Source organism: Nodosilinea sp. E11, from assembly GCF_032813545.1.
Classification (GTDB): domain Bacteria; phylum Cyanobacteriota; class Cyanobacteriia; order Phormidesmidales; family Phormidesmidaceae; genus Nodosilinea.
In genome coordinates, this window is sequence record NZ_CP136520.1 from 5,108,552 (window position 1) to 5,127,249 (window position 18,698).

19 protein-coding genes are annotated in these 18,698 nt (G+C 58.2%); 11 read left to right on the top strand and 8 right to left on the bottom strand.

Annotation, left to right across the window (positions count from 1 at the left end; genetic code table 11):
* Position 1: 1 nt before the first annotated feature.
* The 7 genes from purD to RRF56_RS24860 form a co-directional block, all read right to left on the bottom strand.
* Positions 2–1,279 (bottom strand): phosphoribosylamine--glycine ligase, encoded by a 1,278-nt coding sequence (purD, locus tag RRF56_RS24830; RefSeq protein ID WP_317035833.1) that lies wholly within the window; start codon positions 1,277–1,279, stop codon positions 2–4.
* Positions 1,280–1,386: 107 nt separating this feature from the next.
* Positions 1,387–2,628 carry an ATP-binding protein gene (locus RRF56_RS24835; RefSeq protein ID WP_317035834.1) on the bottom strand — a complete coding sequence of 414 codons (1,242 nt, stop codon included), beginning with the start codon at positions 2,626–2,628 and terminating at the stop codon, positions 1,387–1,389.
* A 49-nt stretch (positions 2,629–2,677) separates the two neighbouring features.
* Positions 2,678–3,103 carry a response regulator gene (locus RRF56_RS24840; protein WP_317035835.1) on the bottom strand — a complete coding sequence of 142 codons (426 nt, stop codon included), beginning with the start codon at positions 3,101–3,103 and terminating at the stop codon, positions 2,678–2,680.
* A gap of 240 nt (positions 3,104–3,343) precedes the next feature.
* Positions 3,344–4,444, bottom strand: coding sequence for a DUF3326 domain-containing protein (locus RRF56_RS24845; protein ID WP_317035836.1), 1,101 nt, complete (start codon positions 4,442–4,444; stop codon positions 3,344–3,346).
* A gap of 5 nt (positions 4,445–4,449) precedes the next feature.
* Complete coding sequence (locus RRF56_RS24850; RefSeq protein WP_317035837.1) at positions 4,450–4,650, bottom strand: hypothetical protein; 201 nt, start codon at positions 4,648–4,650, stop codon at positions 4,450–4,452.
* Positions 4,651–4,784: 134 nt separating this feature from the next.
* On the bottom strand, positions 4,785–5,102 hold the full coding sequence (locus RRF56_RS24855) for a 2Fe-2S iron-sulfur cluster-binding protein (protein ID WP_317035838.1): 318 nt from the start codon (positions 5,100–5,102) through the stop codon (positions 4,785–4,787).
* A gap of 77 nt (positions 5,103–5,179) precedes the next feature.
* Entirely contained in the window at positions 5,180–5,353 is a 174-nt protein-coding gene (locus RRF56_RS24860) for a hypothetical protein (RefSeq protein ID WP_317035839.1), read from the bottom strand.
* A gap of 285 nt (positions 5,354–5,638) precedes the next feature.
* On the opposite strand from RRF56_RS24860, the gene RRF56_RS24865 reads away from it, so the two are divergent.
* The 7 genes from RRF56_RS24865 (at position 5,639) to tkt (ending at position 12,454) form a co-directional block, all read left to right on the top strand.
* A complete protein-coding gene (locus RRF56_RS24865) occupies positions 5,639–6,229 on the top strand; it encodes a DUF2854 domain-containing protein (RefSeq protein WP_410510693.1) in 591 nt (196 codons plus the stop codon).
* Positions 6,230–6,298: 69 nt separating this feature from the next.
* The gene (locus tag RRF56_RS24870; RefSeq protein ID WP_317035841.1) at positions 6,299–7,081 is read left to right on the top strand and encodes a class I SAM-dependent methyltransferase; all 783 of its coding nucleotides are present in this window, start codon (positions 6,299–6,301) and stop codon (positions 7,079–7,081) included.
* Between the two features lie 58 nt (positions 7,082–7,139).
* A complete protein-coding gene (gene psbP / locus RRF56_RS24875; RefSeq protein ID WP_317035842.1) occupies positions 7,140–7,682 on the top strand; it encodes a photosystem II reaction center PsbP in 543 nt (180 codons plus the stop codon).
* Positions 7,683–7,793: 111 nt separating this feature from the next.
* Positions 7,794–8,390, top strand: coding sequence for a nucleoside triphosphate pyrophosphatase (locus RRF56_RS24880; protein ID WP_317035843.1), 597 nt, complete (start codon positions 7,794–7,796; stop codon positions 8,388–8,390).
* Between the two features lie 147 nt (positions 8,391–8,537).
* On the top strand, positions 8,538–8,780 hold the full coding sequence (gene acpP / locus RRF56_RS24885; RefSeq protein WP_317035844.1) for an acyl carrier protein: 243 nt from the start codon (positions 8,538–8,540) through the stop codon (positions 8,778–8,780).
* Positions 8,781–8,958: 178 nt separating this feature from the next.
* Entirely contained in the window at positions 8,959–10,212 is a 1,254-nt protein-coding gene (gene fabF, locus RRF56_RS24890) for a beta-ketoacyl-ACP synthase II (protein ID WP_317035845.1), read from the top strand.
* A 235-nt stretch (positions 10,213–10,447) separates the two neighbouring features.
* Positions 10,448–12,454 (top strand): transketolase, encoded by a 2,007-nt coding sequence (tkt, locus tag RRF56_RS24895; RefSeq protein ID WP_317035846.1) that lies wholly within the window; start codon positions 10,448–10,450, stop codon positions 12,452–12,454.
* A gap of 340 nt (positions 12,455–12,794) precedes the next feature.
* Here the strand turns inward: tkt and RRF56_RS24900 are convergent, their stop codons facing one another.
* Positions 12,795–14,120 (bottom strand): PhoH family protein, encoded by a 1,326-nt coding sequence (locus tag RRF56_RS24900; protein WP_317035847.1) that lies wholly within the window; start codon positions 14,118–14,120, stop codon positions 12,795–12,797.
* A 342-nt stretch (positions 14,121–14,462) separates the two neighbouring features.
* On the opposite strand from RRF56_RS24900, the gene RRF56_RS24905 reads away from it, so the two are divergent.
* The 4 genes from RRF56_RS24905 (at position 14,463) to RRF56_RS24920 (ending at position 18,631) form a co-directional block, all read left to right on the top strand.
* Positions 14,463–16,277, top strand: coding sequence for a proline--tRNA ligase (locus RRF56_RS24905; RefSeq protein ID WP_317035848.1), 1,815 nt, complete (start codon positions 14,463–14,465; stop codon positions 16,275–16,277).
* 27 nt (positions 16,278–16,304) lie between these two features.
* Positions 16,305–17,141 carry a DUF2993 domain-containing protein gene (locus tag RRF56_RS24910; RefSeq protein ID WP_317035849.1) on the top strand — a complete coding sequence of 279 codons (837 nt, stop codon included), beginning with the start codon at positions 16,305–16,307 and terminating at the stop codon, positions 17,139–17,141.
* A gap of 53 nt (positions 17,142–17,194) precedes the next feature.
* Positions 17,195–17,884: a GerMN domain-containing protein gene (locus RRF56_RS24915; protein WP_317035850.1), complete on the top strand. Its 690-nt coding sequence runs from the start codon at positions 17,195–17,197 to the stop codon at positions 17,882–17,884.
* Between the two features lie 114 nt (positions 17,885–17,998).
* The gene (locus RRF56_RS24920; RefSeq protein WP_317035851.1) at positions 17,999–18,631 is read left to right on the top strand and encodes a hypothetical protein; all 633 of its coding nucleotides are present in this window, start codon (positions 17,999–18,001) and stop codon (positions 18,629–18,631) included.
* The last annotated feature ends 67 nt before the right edge of the window (positions 18,632–18,698 follow it).

Consider the following 18,698-nt stretch of genomic DNA (forward strand, 5'->3'; position numbering starts at 1 on the left):
TCTACGAAAGCCCCTTGACCCGGTAGCCAATGTCGCGGCGATAATACATGCCTTCAAAGCAGATTTTGTCGATCGCTGTGTAGGCATTGGCAATCGCCCCTTCAAAGGTATCGCCCAGGCCCGTCACCCCCAGCACCCGGCCGCCGTCGGCCACCACACTGTCGCCTTTGCGGCGCGTCCCGCTATGGAACACCAACGCTCCGGTGGCTGCCGCGTCGTCGAGGCCTTCAATGGCCATGCCCTTGGGAAATTTGTCGGGATAGCCCTCAGCGGCTACCACTACACAGGCGGCAGCACCAGCCTGCCACTGGAGATCGAGTGACTCTAGCCGTCCTTCAATGCAGGCTAAAATCACCTCATCTAGAGGGGTCTCTAGCAGAGGCAGCACTGCTTGGGTCTCCGGGTCGCCAAAGCGACAGTTAAACTCTACGACCTTGGGCTCTCCAGCGGGGGTAATCATCAGCCCAGCGTAGAGCACACCACGATAGTCAATACCCCGGCGGCGCAGAGTGGCGATCGCAGGCTCTAGCACCTGCTGCTGCACCCGTTCCATCAGGGCAGCACTGAGCACCGGAGTGGGGGCATAGGCTCCCATGCCACCCGTATTTGGCCCCGTGTCGCCTTCGCCAATCGCCTTGTGGTCTTGGGCAGGCACCAGGGGGCGAATGGTTTGCCCGTCGGTCACCGCCAGCACCGAGGCCTCTTGACCAGTCATAAATTCTTCGATCACCACTTGATTGCCCGCCGCGCCAAACTTGCCGCTAAAGGCCTCGGTCACGGCCTGGGTAGCCTCCTCTAAAGTATGGGCTACGGTGACACCTTTGCCCGCCGCCAGGCCGTCGGCCTTGACAACAATGGGTGCCCCCTGCTGCTCTAGATAAGCCAGGGCCGCCGCTTCATCTTCAAAGACAGCCGCCCGAGCGGTGGGAATACCTGCCTCAACCATTAGTGCCTTGGCCCAGGCCTTACTGGCCTCGATCTGTGCCCCAGCCTGACAAGGGCCAAACACTTTTAGGCCCTGGCCTTGTAGGTAGTCGGTGATACCTTCGGCCAGGGGTTGTTCTGGCCCCACCACGACTAGCTCCAGGTTGTTGACCAGCGCAAAGCGAGCAATGCCTTCAAAGTCATTAGCGTTCATAGCCAAGTTGCGGCAGTGGGGCAGACTGGCGGTGCCGCCGTTGCCGGGCACACAGACCACCTCGGTAATTTTGGGCGATCGCAACAGCGACCAGGCTAGGGTATGTTCACGACCACCGCTGCCAACCACAAGAGCTTTCACAGGCAATTCCTAAAAAAATGCGCTTTTTATTTTCCCACGTTGCTACCCAAAACAGGCGCCTCAGTAGCTAAGCTGTCAACGCCGAACCAAGAGCGGCTAAGGTTAAGTCACGGGGCGGCTGCTTTGCGATCGTCTAGAGCCGGCATCGCTGGTAGCTGCCGGGGCAGGGTAACGACAAAGGTAGTGCCTTGGCCAATTTGGCTAGTGACGGCGATGGTGCCCCCCATAATGGTCACTAGGGAATGCACGATCGCTAACCCCAGCCCCGTGCCGGGACGCTGCCGACGAATGGTTTGATCAACCTGGCGAAAGGCTTCAAAAATATGGGGCAGTTGCTCAGGCACAATGCCAATGCCGGTGTCGGTAACGGTCAGAGTAATGTGATCGACTTTGGCGTCGGCGACAGTGATGTGAACCCGACCGCAATCGGTAAACTTGATGGCGTTAGACACTAGGTTGGTCAGCACCTGGCGTAGGCGATGTTCGTCATTGATCACCAGAGGGTTTTCGAGGGCAAGGGTGCTCTCTAAGGTAATCGTTTTGCCCTCGGCCAGCGATCGCAGATCAGAGAGCGTTGCCTGCACCAGCTGATGCACATCGACGGTGATAGGAATGAGCGAGAGCCGCTGGGCCTCTAGTTTAGAAAGGTCGAGAATATCGTTGACCAGGTTTAACAGATTTTTGCCGTTAGTAAAAATTCGCTTCACCATTTCGCCCTGGTGCGAGGTCAGCGGTCCCTTAGACTGACTGTCGAGAATTTGCGAAAACCCTAAAATCGCGTTGAGGGGCGTTCTTAACTCGTGGGACATCGTTGCCAAAAACTCAGACTTGACCCGGTAGGCCTCCAGCAGCTTAAGGTTTTGATCTTCGATGTAGCGCCGCTGGTTCTCTAACGCCTCGTTTTGTTGGGTTAGCAGCAGGTTGGTCTGCTGAAGCTGAGCTTGGGCTTTGGCCTCGCGCTGTTCGGCAGCATAGACCCGCAGGGCGTTGCGTAGCAACAGAGCTAAGCGATCGGGAGACACCCGCGTTTTGACTAAATAATCGCTGGCACCGGCTTTCATGAGGTCGACGGCAATTTGCTCATCGCCCTGGCCAGTTAACACCACCAGCGGAATCGTTACCCCTTCGGCGCGCCATTGCCGAATCAGCGAAAGCCCATCCTGCTCGGGCAGTCGATAGTCTAGAAAAACACAATCGTAGCGGTAGCTACCCAAGTGGGCGATCGCCTGAGCAGCGCTGGTAACTTCGGTGACCTGCACAGCCAAATCAGCGCGATCGAGAGCTCGGCAAATGGCCATGCGATCAACCGCATCGTCATCGACTAGCAACAACTCTAGCGCTTTACCCATCTGGTTTGCCCCGGTTCCCACAGCCCACAGAGGCTGCCACTGAGTCTGTCTATGGAATTTCACACAGCGACCAGTATTCATTAAGGGCCGCCATTACCTCTGCAAAAATGGAAAAGGTCACTGGCTTCAGGATATAGCCTGCCACATTTAACCGGTACGCCTCTAGGCGATCTTGGTCGGCATCGGAGGTCGTCAGTACGACGACCGGGGTCGATTTTAACTGCTCGTCTTGGCGCAGTTCTTGTAAAAACTCTAGCCCGTTCATTTTGGGCATGTTGATGTCTAGCAGCACGAGTCGACGGTGGCCTGGCACAGCGGTAGAATCTTCGCCACGTAGCATGTTGAGGGCATCTACGCCATTTTGGGCAATGTACAGTGGATTGTCAATGCGCTCGCGCTTAAAGGCTCGCTGAACGTTCATGACGTCCACTTCGTCGTCTTCGACGAGCAGAACATTAACAGTGCGCTTTTCCATATCGTGCTCCTGGGACAACAGGGGAGGCTAGATTAAACCCTGCTTGACGGACCGCTGGCAATCACAAGCTCTGACCAGGGCTTGTGATTGAAGGCATTAGTGATAGCGTCTGTGGGCCGCCTCTACACTCCAATGCAGTCACGAACAAACTCCTGTCTCGTCCATCTACAATCTGTTAACTGTAGGGTAATGCCCTTCAGCCTCCTCCAGCCCTGATTGTAAAGAGCCTAAACCAGCTTTCTATCTGCCCAAAGGAAGAATCTGGGGATCAGGACGAAGTTCTCTCAGGTGGGGCATTTGGGCCGTTAGGGCCTGGGGATGAATGCCCGCGCGATGGGCCGCTAACAACCCCACCGCTTCTAGGTACGAGGCCACCCGCACCGCTGGGACACCGACCGATTCGGGACTGACGGCCAGGGCCGTAGCGTTGGCTTCGACGGCGATCGCCAGCGATCGCCGGCCTAGACTCAGCAGCGCACTGCCGCCGCAGGCACTGGCCGGTACCACGATGGCGTCTACCTGGTTGGCCCACAGCGTATCTTTGGCCTGCCCCAGTGGGGTGGGGCTAACCACAAACTGGGGGGCGCGGCTCAATCCTGCCAGCACGCAGGGCAAAAAGGTATAGCCAATTTCTTCCGCTGCCGACTTTGCCGCAACCGAGGGATCTAACGGCAGCGGGCTCAGGGCTGGAGCGTGGGCGCAGGGCACCCTCAGGGTGCGCACCACCAGATGGCTGATCACCGCTTCAGCCCCAGCCAAGGGGTCAACCCCCTGGCCCTGGCGGTAGTCTTGCAGCACGTCACTATCGGTGTCTTCAGGAAAGCGGGCCACTACGGCGATCGCCTCGGCTCCAGCGGCGATCGCCCGCTCTGCCGCCCGCAGCAGACTGTCGGGCCGCCCAATGGTCCCCCAAGTGGCCCCAGACGTCGCCGTGCGTAGGCTTACTTCCAGGGGTGCATCGGTAACCACATAGTCAATCAAATCTAGCCCCAGCGTTGCCCGGGCTGCATCTGCTGCCTGTAGGTGTCGCCAGCGCAGATCGTCTTCGATCGCAGCATCGAGCACCAGCCCAATGCGATTGCGGTGCACGGGGCGCAGTCCCCAAGTACCCGCCGCAAATTGGTCTAGCCCATAGCCCTCCACATAGTAGGCATTGGGCAGGGGCCAGTACAACTGCGCCCCATTCATCACGTTGGGGTGAGTGATCAGCGTATCGACTACCGCTGCCATTGCCCGCGCCACCGGCAGGGCATCGCCCGCGTAGCCGCCCACGGCGGCCCCAATGCCCGTAGGCACCACCAGCACCGCAGTGTAGGGACGACGACCAGAGACAGCATGCATGGCAGTTAGGGCTTAGGGTGTGACTCAGAACGCGTGGTGACTACCGCTTCTACGGTAGCGATTTGGGTGACGGGGCTGACCTGGGTAATGGCCCAGCGCAGCGGTTCACCCCGCTCAGCCAGCCCCAGCTCGATCGCATTCACCAAATCGCCTTCAACCTTGGTTAGATCAATCTCCATCGTGATGAAGTGCGTGGCTAGCGCCATACCCCTGTCCTTTAAAGATCAAAGACGCAAAATACGAGCTACTACTCTACGGCATAGTCGGCCAACCGCTCCTGATACCTAGAACCCAGGACCTGAAACCCTTCCGCAGGGTTGCCTACTTCTGCCGACACGTATTAGCCCTGGCCAAACTGCTTTTGGTAGACGATGTCTTCTTTTTCCGTCTCTAGCTTGATATCAGAGCGAGGGTAGGCCACGCACAGCAGCGCATATCCTTCCGCCTGAAGTTCGGTGCTCACCCCCATGCCATCGCTTTGATCTACGTCGCCCTCTAGCACCAGAGCCGCGCAGGTGGTGCAGACCCCCGCTCCACAGGAGGTGGGCAGATCTAACCCCACGGCGTGAGCCGCCGCCAGAATGGTTTGATCGTCTGGAACGGTGATGGTGTGAGTGGTGCCCCGGTGATGAACTTCGACGGTGTAGCTGGTAGCCATAGCGAGTTGACTGAAGTTGAGGTGAGTAAAGGGTGGTCAGTAATAGTCAGGACTTGTGCAGTCCAAACCTCAACCTATCATCCCACTGGAAAGGTACGGTCAAATTCTTCTAGCAAATCGTCCATTTCTTCGATCGCCTGATTGACATCAATCCGCAGGGTGCCCAGATCAGGCTGCTCTAGCAGTTGAATCAGGGCCTCGCGCTTAGAGCGAATGGTGACGATGCGATCGCGAATCATTTGCAGTTCCATAATGTCTCCCCCATAGAGTTTCCTTCGACAGCATAAACAACTTTGAAGATGAGCCGCTAGGAAAGTCAGGGGATTGGGGTTCAAGGTCAAGGTTCAAGGTTTAAGGTTCAAGGTTCAAGGTTTCAACAGACACCTGGCACCTGGCACCTGACACCTGGCACCTGACGCCTGGCACCTGACACCTGACACCGAACCCCCTAAACCTACCTGCCCCCTGCCCCTCCCTACCCTTCTCCGCCACAAAACGGCATGATAGTCAGAAGTAATCTTTCCACCGAGGGCCGTATGCTGGGGCGAATTAAGTTGGGGCGTATCAACCTGAGTTTGGTGCTGCTGGCCGTGGGCGGTGTGCTCACCATCATTGGCTTCATTGCCTATTTTCAAGACAACTCCACCCTCAATCTGGTCGGCTTTTTCTACGGCATTCCAGTGTTGTTGGGCGGCTTGGCACTGCGGGCGGCTGAGCTAGAGCCCGCCCCCTACACCCAGCCCACCCCACCAGAGGTGCTCAAACTGCGCGAAGAGCAGGCCACTCCTACCCAAAACCAGGTGCGCCTCGATGTCACCCGCTATCGCTACGGTCAAGAAGCTCATCTCGACGTAGCGCTACAAAAGCTAGGGCTGAGCCCCTCTGGGCAAGAGTGCCCCGAACTCAGCGGCTTGCACGAAACCGAGATCGACGGCAACTATGCCCTGGTGCTGGAGTTTGAGTCCTCCACTGTGCCGTTCTCTACCTGGGTAGACAAGCAAGCCAAGATCGAGACCTTCTTTGGCCCCAGCGTGCGGGCTCAACTCAGCCAGCCCGCCGAGGACCAGGTAAATTTAGCCCTGGTTACGCAGCTAGAGCCTGCTGCTGCCGCTGTGGTAAAAGCTTAGTCTCTAGTCTTCGGAGTGCGAGACTAGAAGCTGGTTTGAGTTTCCCTATTACCTAGCGTATTGATCGTTATGACCTGTCACCCGGTTTTAGCCCAGGCAAAAACTGGTCGAGGGCTATTGGTGTCTACCCTACAGGGCATCCTTATGGTGGCCCTGCTGTGGGGCCTCACCGCCTGCGGAACGACTACTCTTCAGGCTAGTACTGAGTATCAAACGGTTTCCCCTAGCTCAGACGGCATTGGCCGAGTTTACCTAGGCCGAGAAATTGCCCAAACCATGGGCCACGAGGGGGCTGGTTGGCTCGATCGCCCCAGTCGAGTGCTGCAAGAACGGCCTCAAATTGCGATCGCTGCCCTTGATCTGGCTCCCTCCGATACCGTTGCCGACATCGGCGCTGGCACCGGCTATTTTGCCCGGCGCATCGCCCCACTAGTACCCCAGGGCAAAGTATTGGCGGTTGACATTCAGCCTGAAATGCTCGCCCTGCTCCAGACCGAACTTGAGGCCAGGGGCATCGATAACGTAGAGCTCGTGCTCGGCCAACCCGACAGCCCCAACCTGCCGCCCAACTCCATCGACCTGGCCCTGATGGTCGATGCCTACCACGAGTTTGATTACCCCCGCGAGATGATGCAGGGCGTTGTTGCGGCCCTCAAACCCGGTGGGCGGGTGGTGCTGGCTGAATATCGGGCCGAAAACCCTATGGTGATGATCAAGCGGCTGCACAAGATGACTGTGGCCCAGGTGCGGCGCGAAATGGCGGCGGTGGGCCTAGAGTGGATAAAAACCGACGATCGCCTGCCCGAGCAGCACCTGCTGTTTTTTCAAAGGTCAGCTCAAGGGCCAGCCTGAGCAGTCGGTATGAGACAATTAACCATTATTGATAATCGTGATCCAAGGACGTCGACCCATGCTAAAGCGGCTGGCCACAGTGCTTTTGATTATTTTTGCCGTTACCCTACAGGGCTGTGTAGGCGGCGGTGGTGGTCTTCAGGCCTATGCCAACCCGTACTCGGGCTATGAGTTCATGTACCCCACTGGCTGGGTTGAGGTCAACGTGCCCGGTGCCGCCGACGTGGTGTTTCACGACTTTATTCACGAAACCGAAAACGTCAGCGTGGTGATTAGCGAAGTGCCCGAGGGCAAAGATCTCGATGCCCTTGGCACCCCCACTGAGGTCGGCTACAAGCTCTCCAAGAGTTTTAGCGCCCTAGCGGGAGATGACAGCAGCGTTGATCTGCTTAGCGCCCAGCGCATCGCCACCGTCGATGATAAGACCTACTACATCCTCGAATACCTGGCCGATCTCCCCGCCGGGCCGCGTCACAACCTGGCTAGCGCCATCGTACGCCGGGGCAAGCTCTACACCTTTAACGCCTCCACCGACGAGAGCCGCTGGGAGAAGGTGAAAGACATGATGAAGCAGTCGGTGGCGTCGTTTAAGGTGTCTTAGATTACTTGCTGGTGGTTGTGGCCAGAGTCCTTCGGCGATAGATTTCGTTTAACGTGGAAGTCTCTGCTTCGCTATTGCCTTCGCTACTCTCACCCCCCGCTGATGTCAGCTATGTTCACCTCTCCCCGCCCCCAATTCGTACTTGCTTCAGCTTCCAAGGCCCGTCGCGTCCTGCTGGTGGGAGCAGGCATTCACCCCTTTGTCTACCCCAGTAACTTTGACGAAGACCAGGTCAAGGTCACTGACCCACCCACCTACGTGGCCACCCTGGCCCGCTGTAAGGCCGAGTTGGTCGCGCCCCAGTTCCCTAGCGCGCTGGTGATGGGGTGTGACTCGGTAATGGCGTTTAACGGTCGGATCTACGGCAAACCCGACGACAAAGAGGATGCGATCGCCCGCTGGCAGAAAATGCGCGGCCAGATGGGTGAAATTCATACCGGTCATGCGCTGATTGCCCCCGACGGCCGCACCCTGGTGCACAGCGCCGTCACCCGCGTCTACTTTGCCAATATTGACGACGCTACCATCGCCGCCTACGTCAACACGGGTGAACCCCTAGCCTGTGCCGGGGCCTTTTCCAGCGATGGCAAGGGGGCGCTAATGATTGAGAAAATTGAGGGTTGTCACAGCAACGTCATCGGTCTCAGCCTGCCGCTATTGCGCACCATGCTAGAAGAACTGGGCTACCGAGCGACGGATTTTTGGTGAAGGTTCTTTTTCCGATACTATGGAGGAATGCTCAAAAATGAGCGGCCTTAGTGCTGGACTTGTCGTCGAATTTAGTCTCGATGGGGTCGCAGAGTGATAAGGTTTTGTGTTGTCGATTAATCCGTACTAAAGAGGCGTTGGAGAACCATGAGCGCAGAGACATTTGAAAAGGTCAAAAAGATTGTCAGCGAGCAGCTAGGGGTCGAAGAAGCCGACGTTAAACCCGAAGCTAGCTTTGCCAATGACCTGGGCGCTGATTCTCTCGATACTGTGGAGCTAGTCATGGCTCTAGAAGAAGAATTTGGCATTGAAATTCCTGACGAAGCCGCTGAAGGCATTGCCACCGTACAAGACGCTGTGAACTTCATTGAAGAGAAAGCGCCGGCCTAGGCTGCTGTCATAGGCCGCCTGAAAGCTGTGGGGTATGAGGTCGAGGGGTGAGGGTTTAAGGCAGTTTTGTCAGCCTTGACGCTTGCAGCTTCTACCTCATAACTCCTCCTAAGTTTCCTTCCCTATGGCCCCTGCTCACCTTCCTGCATAACCCCCCTGGTTTACCCGAAATTTGGCTATGGCAAATTCTGACTCAAAGCGCGTTGTGGTTACCGGCATGGATGCCATTACCCCCATTGGCAATAGCCTGGAGGAGTACTGGGCTGGGCTGGTGGCCGGGCGCAGCGGCACTGCCCGCATTACCCACTTTGACCCTTCTCAGCATGCGTCTCAAATTGCGGCAGAAGTCAAGGGGTTTGATCCAGGCGAGTTTCTCGATCGCAAAGAAGTCAAGCGCATGGATCGCTTCTCTCAGTTTGCGGTGATTGCCGGTCAGCGAGCCCTGGCCCATTCTGGTCTGACCATTACCGATCTCAACGCCGAGCAAATTGGCACCTGCATTGGCTCTGGCATTGGCGGTCTTAAGGTGCTAGAAGACCAACAAGAAATCTACCTGAACCGAGGCCCCAGCCGCTGTAGCCCCTTCATGATTCCGATGATGATCGCCAATATGGCGGCGGGGTTGACAGCCATTCACACTGGGGCCAAGGGGCCGAGCACCTGCCCAGTCACGGCCTGTGCCGCCGGGTCTAACGCCATTGGTGATGCCTTTCGCCTGATTCAAAACGGCTATGCCCAGGCCATGATCTGCGGCGGTACCGAAGCGGCGGTGACTCCCCTATCCGTAGCGGGATTTTCCTCGGCTCGTGCCCTTTCGACCCGCAATGATGACCCCACTACCGCCAGCCGTCCCTTCGACCGCAGCCGCGACGGCTTTGTAATTGGTGAAGGTTGTGGCATTCTCGTTCTCGAAGAGCTCAACCATGCCATCAGCCGGGGGGCCACTATCTATAGCGAGATCGTGGGCTACGGTATGACCTGCGATGCCTACCACATGACCGCGCCAGTGCCCGGTGGGGCAGGGGCTGCCCGCTGCATTCAGCTGGCTCTGAAAGATGCGGGGGTCTCGCCCACCGACATTAGCTATGTCAACGCCCACGGCACCAGCACCGGAGCCAACGACCCCACAGAAACCCAGGCGATCAAGACGGCTCTAGGGGAAGCCGCCTATCGAGTCGCGGTAAGCTCGACTAAATCGATGACTGGGCACCTGCTGGGGGGCTCTGGGGGCATTGAGGGGGTGGCAACCTGCTTAGCGATCGCTAACGATGTGGCCCCGCCCACCATCAACCTGCATGACCCAGACCCCGACTGTGATCTTGACTACATCCCTAACCAAAGTCGTCCGATGCCCATTGAAGTGGCCATCTCTAACTCCTTTGGCTTTGGCGGTCACAATGTGACCCTGGTGTTTAAGAAATACCGTAGCTAGAGCTACAGATTGCTAGGTATAATGACCTAAAACTTGCCCTTAAACGGTGCCCCTAGGCCTTCCCCCTTACGCTTTGCTTAGCCAGGGGGGATTGACAATCGTCTGGTTGCGGGGTCTGCTGAAAGGCAAAGGCAATTTGTGTGTGGCTTTGAGAAATCAAGGTCGGTGACTATGTTGGCCTCCAGGCTCCCTGTGCGCTGCTGCTCCGAAAACCCGTCGTTAAGCTGTTGAACCTATGGCTGTTGCAACCCAATCTTTAGAAGAACTCTGTATCAATTCCATTCGCTTTTTGGCGATTGACGCCGTGGAAAAGGCCAAGTCTGGCCACCCCGGTCTGCCGATGGGCGCGGCCCCCATGGCCTATGTGCTGTGGGATAAGTTCATGCGGTTTAACCCCAAGAACCCCCAGTGGTTCAATCGCGATCGCTTTGTGCTGTCGGCGGGCCACGGCTGCATGCTGCAATACGCCCTGCTATACCTGACCGGCTATGACAGCGTGACGCTTGACGACATCAAGGAGTTCCGCCAGTGGGGCGCTCGCACCCCCGGCCACCCCGAAAATTTTGAGACCGCTGGGGTAGAAGTGACCACCGGCCCCCTGGGGCAGGGCATTGCTAACGCCGTTGGCCTGGCTATGGCTGAGGCGCACCTGGCCGCCAAGTTCAACAAGCCCGATGCCACCATTGTCGATCACCACACCTACGTGATTTTGGGCGACGGCTGCAACATGGAAGGGGTTTCGGGCGAAGCCTGCTCGCTAGCGGGCCACCTGGGCCTGGGCAAACTCATTGCCCTCTACGACGACAACCACATCTCCATCGACGGTTCCACCGATATTTCCTTCACCGAAGATGTGTCTAAGCGGTTTGAAGCCTACGGCTGGCATGTGCAGCATGTTGAAAACGGCAACACAGATTTAGATGCGATCGCTCAGGCGATCGAAGCCGCCAAAGCGGTCACCGATCGCCCCTCGATGATCAAAGTCACCACCACGATTGGTTATGGCTCGCCCAACCGACAAAACACCGCTGGCGTTCACGGCGCGGCTCTAGGCGGGGACGAAATCAAAGCCACCCGCGAAAACCTGGGCTGGAGCCACGGTGACTTTGAGACCCCTGAAGACGCTCTCAACCACATGCGCAAAGCGATCGAGCGCGGTGCCAGCCACGAGGCCGAGTGGAACGACATCATGGCGACCTACCGCTCGAAGTACGCCGCTGAAGCCGCCGAGTTCGAGCGCATGCTCTCGGGTCGGCTGCCCGAAGGCTGGGCCGACGCTCTGCCCACCTACACCCCCGAAGACAAGGCCCTGGCCACCCGCAAAAACTCCGAGGTTACCCTCAACGCCCTGGCCCCCGCCATCCCTGAGCTGATTGGCGGTTCTGCCGACCTCACCCACTCGAACCTGACCGAGCTAAAAATCTCGGGCAGCTTCCAAAAAGGGGCCTACGAAAACCGCAACCTGCGCTTCGGCGTCCGCGAACACGGCATGGGTGCCATTTGCAACGGCATTGCCCTGCACAACTCGGGTCTCATTCCCTACTGCGCCACCTTCCTGGTGTTTGCCGACTACATGCGGGCGGCCATTCGCCTCTCGGCCCTCTCCCAGGCGGGCGTGATTTACGTCATGACCCACGACTCCATTGGTCTGGGCGAAGATGGTCCCACCCACCAGCCGGTCGAAACCATCGCCTCCCTGCGGGCTATTCCCAACCTGATTGTGATTCGCCCCGCCGATGGCACCGAAACCTCTGGGGCCTACAAGGTGGCGGTAGAACACCGCAAGACCCCGACGCTGATGGCCTTTAGCCGTCAAAACCTGCCCAACCTGCCCGGTTCTTCTATTGAAGGTGTCGCCAAAGGGGCCTATACCGTTGACGATTGCGACGGCACCCCCGAGCTGATTCTCATCGGCACCGGCAGCGAGGTTAGCCTCTGCGTCGATGCCGCTCAGGAACTGCGGGCAGCCGGTACCAAGGTACGGGTAGTCTCCATGCCCTCCTGGGAACTGTTTGATGCCCAAGACGCTGCCTACCAGGAGTCGGTGCTGCCCAAGGCTGTAACCAAGCGCCTAGCCGTGGAAGCGGGCATTACCATGGGCTGGTGCCGTTACGTAGGGGCTGAAGGCGACGTGATCGGCGTTGACCGCTTCGGGGCCTCTGCTCCTGGTAATCTGGTGATGCAAAAGTTTGGCTTCACCGTTGAGAACGTGGTAAGCAAAGCGAAGGCTCTGCTGGGCTAGGTTTTATTGATTGTCTAACCCGTGATTCTGAAAAGGAGGAGCCTAAGATAGGCTCCTCCTTTTCGGCTTTCTAGGCTGTTATCGGGGTTACGGAACACGGGTATAACACCAAAATTTATCTGTCTACTCCCGATTCAGCAGGGCGCATGCTGTGCGCCCCTACGGGTTGACCTGTTGGGAATTGGGGGTATACGCTCCGGATTTGGTATGAACCCAAAACACAACGCTTCTTGTCGGGGCAAACGACCGTTTGCCCCGACCCCAATTCATGGCTCAATTCAGCAACGCCGATTCTCTAGCCTCTCCTGCCAGGTCAACTTAGAAATATGAATAACCGAGGCTAAAGCAACACAGCGGCCCGCTCTGCCAGGCTCGATCGCTCCCCTTTGCAGAGGGTAATGTGCCCCGCCAGGCTTTCCTGCTTAAAGCGCTCAACCACGTAGGTAAGACCGTTACTCGAAGCGTCAACGTAGGGATTGTCGATCTGGTCAGGGTCGCCCGTGAGAATAATTTTGGTACCCTCCCCGGCGCGGGTCAGAATGGTTTTGACCTCATGGGGGGTGAGGTTTTGGGCTTCATCCACAATTAAAAATTGCTTCGGAATCGATCGCCCGCGAATGTAGGTTAACGGTTCGATCTGCAATAGCCCCTGGTCGATCATTTCTTCGTGACCGCGCCGCCAGTGCTCGGGCTTACCTCGCATATCCTGGGTGCCAAAGATCAGGTCAAAGTTGTCGTAGAGGGGCTGCATCCAGGGGTTGAGCTTTTCGCGCATATCGCCAGGCAGGTAGCCAATATCGCGGCCCAGGGGCACGATCGGGCGGGCAATTAGCAGACGCGAGTAGAGGCGCTCGTCGGCCACTTTTTGCACCCCGGCGGCGATCGCCAGCAGGGTTTTGCCGGTGCCCGCTTTGCCCACCAGGGTCACCATCGAAATAGAGTCTTGCAGCAGCAGCTCAAAGGCAAAGCGCTGTTCGCGGTTGCGGGGTTGCACCCGCGACACCCCGGCGTGGGGCAGCTTACCGAGGGGCACCAGCTTGCCGGTGCTACCCTGCACCAGAGCCAGGGCAGTGTGGTTGGGGTTGGTTTCATCGACCAGGGTAATCGCCTGGTTGGAGTAGAGGGGGATGTCGAGCTTGAGGTGGCCATCGCCAAACAGCTGGCTGATTGCCTCGGCGGTGGTCATTACCTCTAGGGTGCCGGTGTAGAGGTCGTCGTAGTCGACTTTGTCGGTTTCGTAGTCTTCGGCCACCAGCCCCACGGCATCGGCCTTGATGCGCAGGTTGGTGTCTTTGCTGACCAGCACTACGGGCAGGTCGTGGTGGTGCTTGTACTCCATCGCCACCGCTAAAATGGCGTTGTCGCCCTGGTCGCCCTCCAGCTCGGCGGGCAGCTGGCGTAGGGTATCGCGGTGGCACAGGGCCACCTTGAGGGTGCCGCCCTTTTCGAGGGGAATGCCCTGTACCAGTGACCCCTGCTGGCGCAGATCATCTAGGGTGCGCGACACGTAGCGGGCATTGCGACCGGTGTCGGCGGTGCCCTTCTTAAAGCGGTCTAGCTCTTCAATGATGGTGATCGGCAATACCACATCGTTGTCTTCGAACCTAAATATCGCCAGCGGATCGTGCAGCAATACATTGGTGTCGAGGACAAATACTTTTTTCATGGATGGGTCACATTGGGGACGATGAACCTAGCCTAGAGACCGTTGACAAGGCCTGCGATCGCAGGCCTGATCTCTTGGCAAAGCTAATTTCAGGAACGGTGGGTAGATGCCGTTTCCCTGGCGATACAACAATTCTGCGTGCCTTAGGGGCGATAGTCGAAGAACAGGCGAAGACCAAGGCCAGCACCGGTTCTAGAATGGCTGTTTAGACACTGTAGCGGATTTCTTGTCTATTCCTGAAAGCAGCCCTGGGGCGATCGCTGAGTCAAGGCTGGCCGTCCTCGTTTACTATGGCCTATGAGTCGTTCCCAATGAGCCCTCCCCGTCACTTCTGGAGCCCCCATGCGTCTATCTCAAATGCTGTTTGTCACCCTGCGGGAAGAGCCGGCTGAGGCCGAAATTCCTAGCCACAAGTTGCTGCTGCGGGCGGGCTACATGCGTCGCGTGGCCAGCGGGGTCTACGCCTATCTGCCGCTGCTGTGGCGGGTACTCAACAAAATTTCTAACATTGTGCGCGAGGAGATGAACGCCACGGGCGCTCAAGAATGTTTGCTGCCGCAGCTTCAGCCCGCCGAACTGTGGCGCGAGTCGGGCCGGTGGGACACCTACACCAAGGCCGAGGGCATCATGTTCTCCCTAGTCGATCGCCGTCAGCAGGAGGTCAGCCTTGGCCCCACCCACGAGGAGGTGATCACTGCTGTCGCCCGCGATATGGTTCGTTCTTACCGGCAGCTGCCCCTGCACCTCTACCAGATTCAGACCAAGTTTCGCGATGAGATTCGGCCTCGCTTTGGGCTGATGCGCGGTCGTGAGTTCATTATGAAGGACGGCTACTCGTTCCACACCGACGAGAGCAGCCTGAAAGCCACTTACCAGGAGATGTACACCGCCTACAGCACCATTCTGCGCCGCTGCGGCCTAGAGTTTCGGGCGGTAGATGCCGACTCGGGGGCGATCGGCGGGTCGGGCTCGACCGAGTTTATGGTGCTGGCTGAGGCGGGCGAAGACGAGGTGCTCTACACCGAAGACGGCAAGTACGCTGCCAACGTCGAGAAGGCCGTGTCGCGCCCGGTAGATGCTGAGCCTTCGACCTTTACTCAATTTGAAAAACTCGATACCCCCAACACCCCCACGATCGAGTCGCTGGCAAAATTTCTCAAATGTTCGCCCACCCAGATCGTCAAGAACGTGCTGTACCAGGCGGAATTTGACAACGGTAAAACGGTGCTGGTCGTGGTCAGCATTCGTGGGGACCAGGATGTCAATGAGGTCAAACTCACCAACGAGCTCACCAAGCTAGCCGCCAACTATGGGGCCACCGCCGTGATCGCCCTGGCCGTGCCCGACGAAGCCGCCCAGCAAACGTGGGCCGCCAAACCCCTACCCCTGGGCTATATGGCCCCCGACCTTGGCGATGACTACATTCAGGCTGGTAAAGCGGTAGAGGCCAAATTTTTGCGGCTGGTCGATCGCACCGCCAGCGACCTAAAAAACTTTGTCACTGGCTCTAACGAATCGGGCTACCACACCGTAGGCGGCAACTGGGGTAAAGAGTTCACCCTGCCGAAAATTGTGGTGGATGTGCGCAAGGCAGCGGCGGGCGATCGCGCCCTGCACGACCCTAGCCAAACCCTGCAAACCGCGCGAGGCATCGAGATTGGCCACATCTTTCAGCTGGGTACTAAATATTCTCAAGCGCTGGGGGCCACCTACACCAGCGAAACCGGAGCCGAGCTGCCCCTGGTGATGGGCTGCTACGGGGTGGGTGTGTCGCGCCTGGCCCAGGCGGCGGTGGAGCAGTCCTACGACAAAAACGGCATTGTCTGGCCGGTGGCGATCGCGCCCTACCAGGCGATCGTGGTGATTCCCAACATGGGCGACGATTTGCAGGTTGAAGCCGCCAAGGCGATCTATAAAGAGCTGCTGGCGGTGGGGGTTGAGGCGCTGCTCGACGATCGCGACGAGCGGGCCGGGGTCAAGTTCAAAGACGCCGACCTGATTGGCATTCCCTACCGAATTGTCACCGGGCGCGCTCTGGGCGACGGCAAAGTTGAAGTTGTGGATCGGGCCACGGGCATTGTGCAGGAGGTGGCCCTGGCTGAAGTGGTCAGTTTGGTCAAAGGCTGGATTGTCGATGAACTGCTGGCCAGCCGCTAGAGTTAGCCCCGCACTGAAGGACAGGCTATGGAACTGATTACCATTCTGCTCTCGACCCTGTTGGGTGTGGTGGGCTCGGGGGGCATCGTGGTCGACACCCTGGCCGAGGCCGCTCTGCGCGACCAGGTGGCGGCGGTTGAGCAGCTCCAGGTCCGCATCGACAATGTGCCCAACTACCAGTTGATCAATGGCCGCATTGATCACACCCGCATTGCCGCCCGTGGTCTAGAGCCCCGGCAACTGCCCGGCCTGCGCATTGACGCTATAGATATCGAAACCGATGCCGTAGCTGTCGATCTGGGGCGCTTGCAGCAGGGCGAACTGGTGCTCAACGCCCCGGCCCAAGCCGCCCTGCGCTTGCGCCTGCGCGACGACGACTTGAATGCATTTTTTCAGTCGCCGCTGATGCAGGGTTGGCTCGATACGCTGCAATTTAATTTGCCGGGGGCCGTGGGTGAACGAGAGCAAAACCGCTACGGCCTGGCCAATCCATCGCTGGAGTTCTTAGAGGGCGATCGCTTTCGGATTGTGGTTGATCTCCAAGACCGGGTCACCCAAGAAAATACGGCGATCGCAGTCGATCTGGGGTTGACTGTTCTCAACGGCCACCGCTTTGCCCTTGTCGATCCTAAAATTACTGTCGATGGTGAAGAAACCCCACCCCAGCTCTTGGAGGCATTGGTGCAGGGTGCTCAAGCGCAGCTGACCCTGCGACGCCTTGAGGCCCTGGGCCTGACTGCCCGCATCATTAACTTTAAAGTGCGTGACAATGAGCTGGATATCGCCATCTTTGCCAGAATAGAGCCAGGCTCTGCTTTTCTAACCCGACAGCCAGCTGTAGAAGCTGTCCCCCCTGGGCCCTAGGCTGGCCTAGGAGGTTTTAGGCTAAGACTGTGACCCCCGTTTGGTAACCGACCATGGACTACAGAGATAAGCTACGGCAAATTCCCCTCGGCATTGTGGCTGGGTTAGCTACCCTGGTGTTGGCCTCGGGCGGTTCTGTGGCCTGGTTTACCTGGCGGGCCCTCAACCCCACTCCCCCGGTGGTCGAGTTTCCTAGCATTGATCTAGAGACCGACCCCCTGCTGTCGCTACCTGAGGTAGCCGCCCCCGTCACCCCTGAGACGAATCAGCCGATCGCCCAAGACCCTGTCGTTCAACCCGCCCCAGCCGAGGTGACTGGCCAAATCTACTGGCTCAAGGATGATGGCACCAGCTTTAGCCTAGTGCCCCAGTCGATTACAGTCGCCGCCGATGCCTCTCCCTCAGACCAGGTGGCGGCGGCCTTTAGCAACCTGCTGTCTAAACCGGGTGACCCCAGCCAGCAGGCGTTTACCACCATTCCAGAACAAACTCAGCTGCTCGACGCCAAGGTGGCCGATGACGGGGTCCATGTCGATCTGTCGGGCGAGTTTCAAACCGGTGGTGGCAGCGCCGCTATGGTCGGTCGTCTTGGCCAGGTGGTCTACACCGCAACCTCCTTCGACCCCGCTGCCCCCGTATGGATTTCGGTGGATGGCAAACCCTTGACGCTGTTGGGCGGCGAGGGGCTTGAGGTTAGCCAGCCTATGACCCGCAGCGATTTCGACGAAGGCTTTGGGCTATAGAGCCGTTGCCCAGTGCCAGAGTTCTAGGCGATCGCAGCGCTCATTCACCGCCAGAGTGCTCACCTCAGACGGAACGGTCTACAATAAGTACCCATGTTCCACCCAGAGCGCACTATGGATTTGTTTACTTCGGCCCTTCCCCCCTGCCGTCTGGGCAAAGTAGTGAAGTCTAACTCCCACTGCGACTACGTGGTGCAGGTCGACGATGCCCAGGATGTCTGCTCACCGCCATCGCCCGAAGACTGTGGCTTTGGCCAGTTTGTCAGCTTTGACAATGACAGCCGCCACTGGGCCGTGGGGCTGGTGTACAATTCCCAGCTATTCAACCCTCTCTTTTTTAACAGTGGCCCTCGGCTCTCCAGCGAGCCCGACCCCCTGTTTACGCCCGATTTGGTGCAAGAGACTCGCACCCTGTTGGGCGTGGTGCTGGTGGGCACCCTAGAGGGCGAGGGCAATCAGCGCTATGGCAAACACGGCATTCCTCGGGTGGTAGTACCGGCCAACACGCCCGTGTATGGGCTGACGCCAGAGCAGGTACATTGCTTCCACTGCAACGAAACTGGGCAGACCCAGTTTAGCTACTACAGCCATCTGCTCAGGTCGGGAGGCATGTTTGCCGCCCAGCTAGCCCAGCAGGTGCTGGCTGAACTGGTGGAGAGTGGTCTATTCACCGGAGCTGACCAAAAGGCGCTGATGGTGCTGGGCAAAGAACTGAGCTGGAAAAATACTCTAGGGGCCATTCGGTAGGTATAGCGGCAGGGACTCTAGCCACAATCACCAGGGAGTAGCCACCGTAGGGTGGGCAATGCCCACC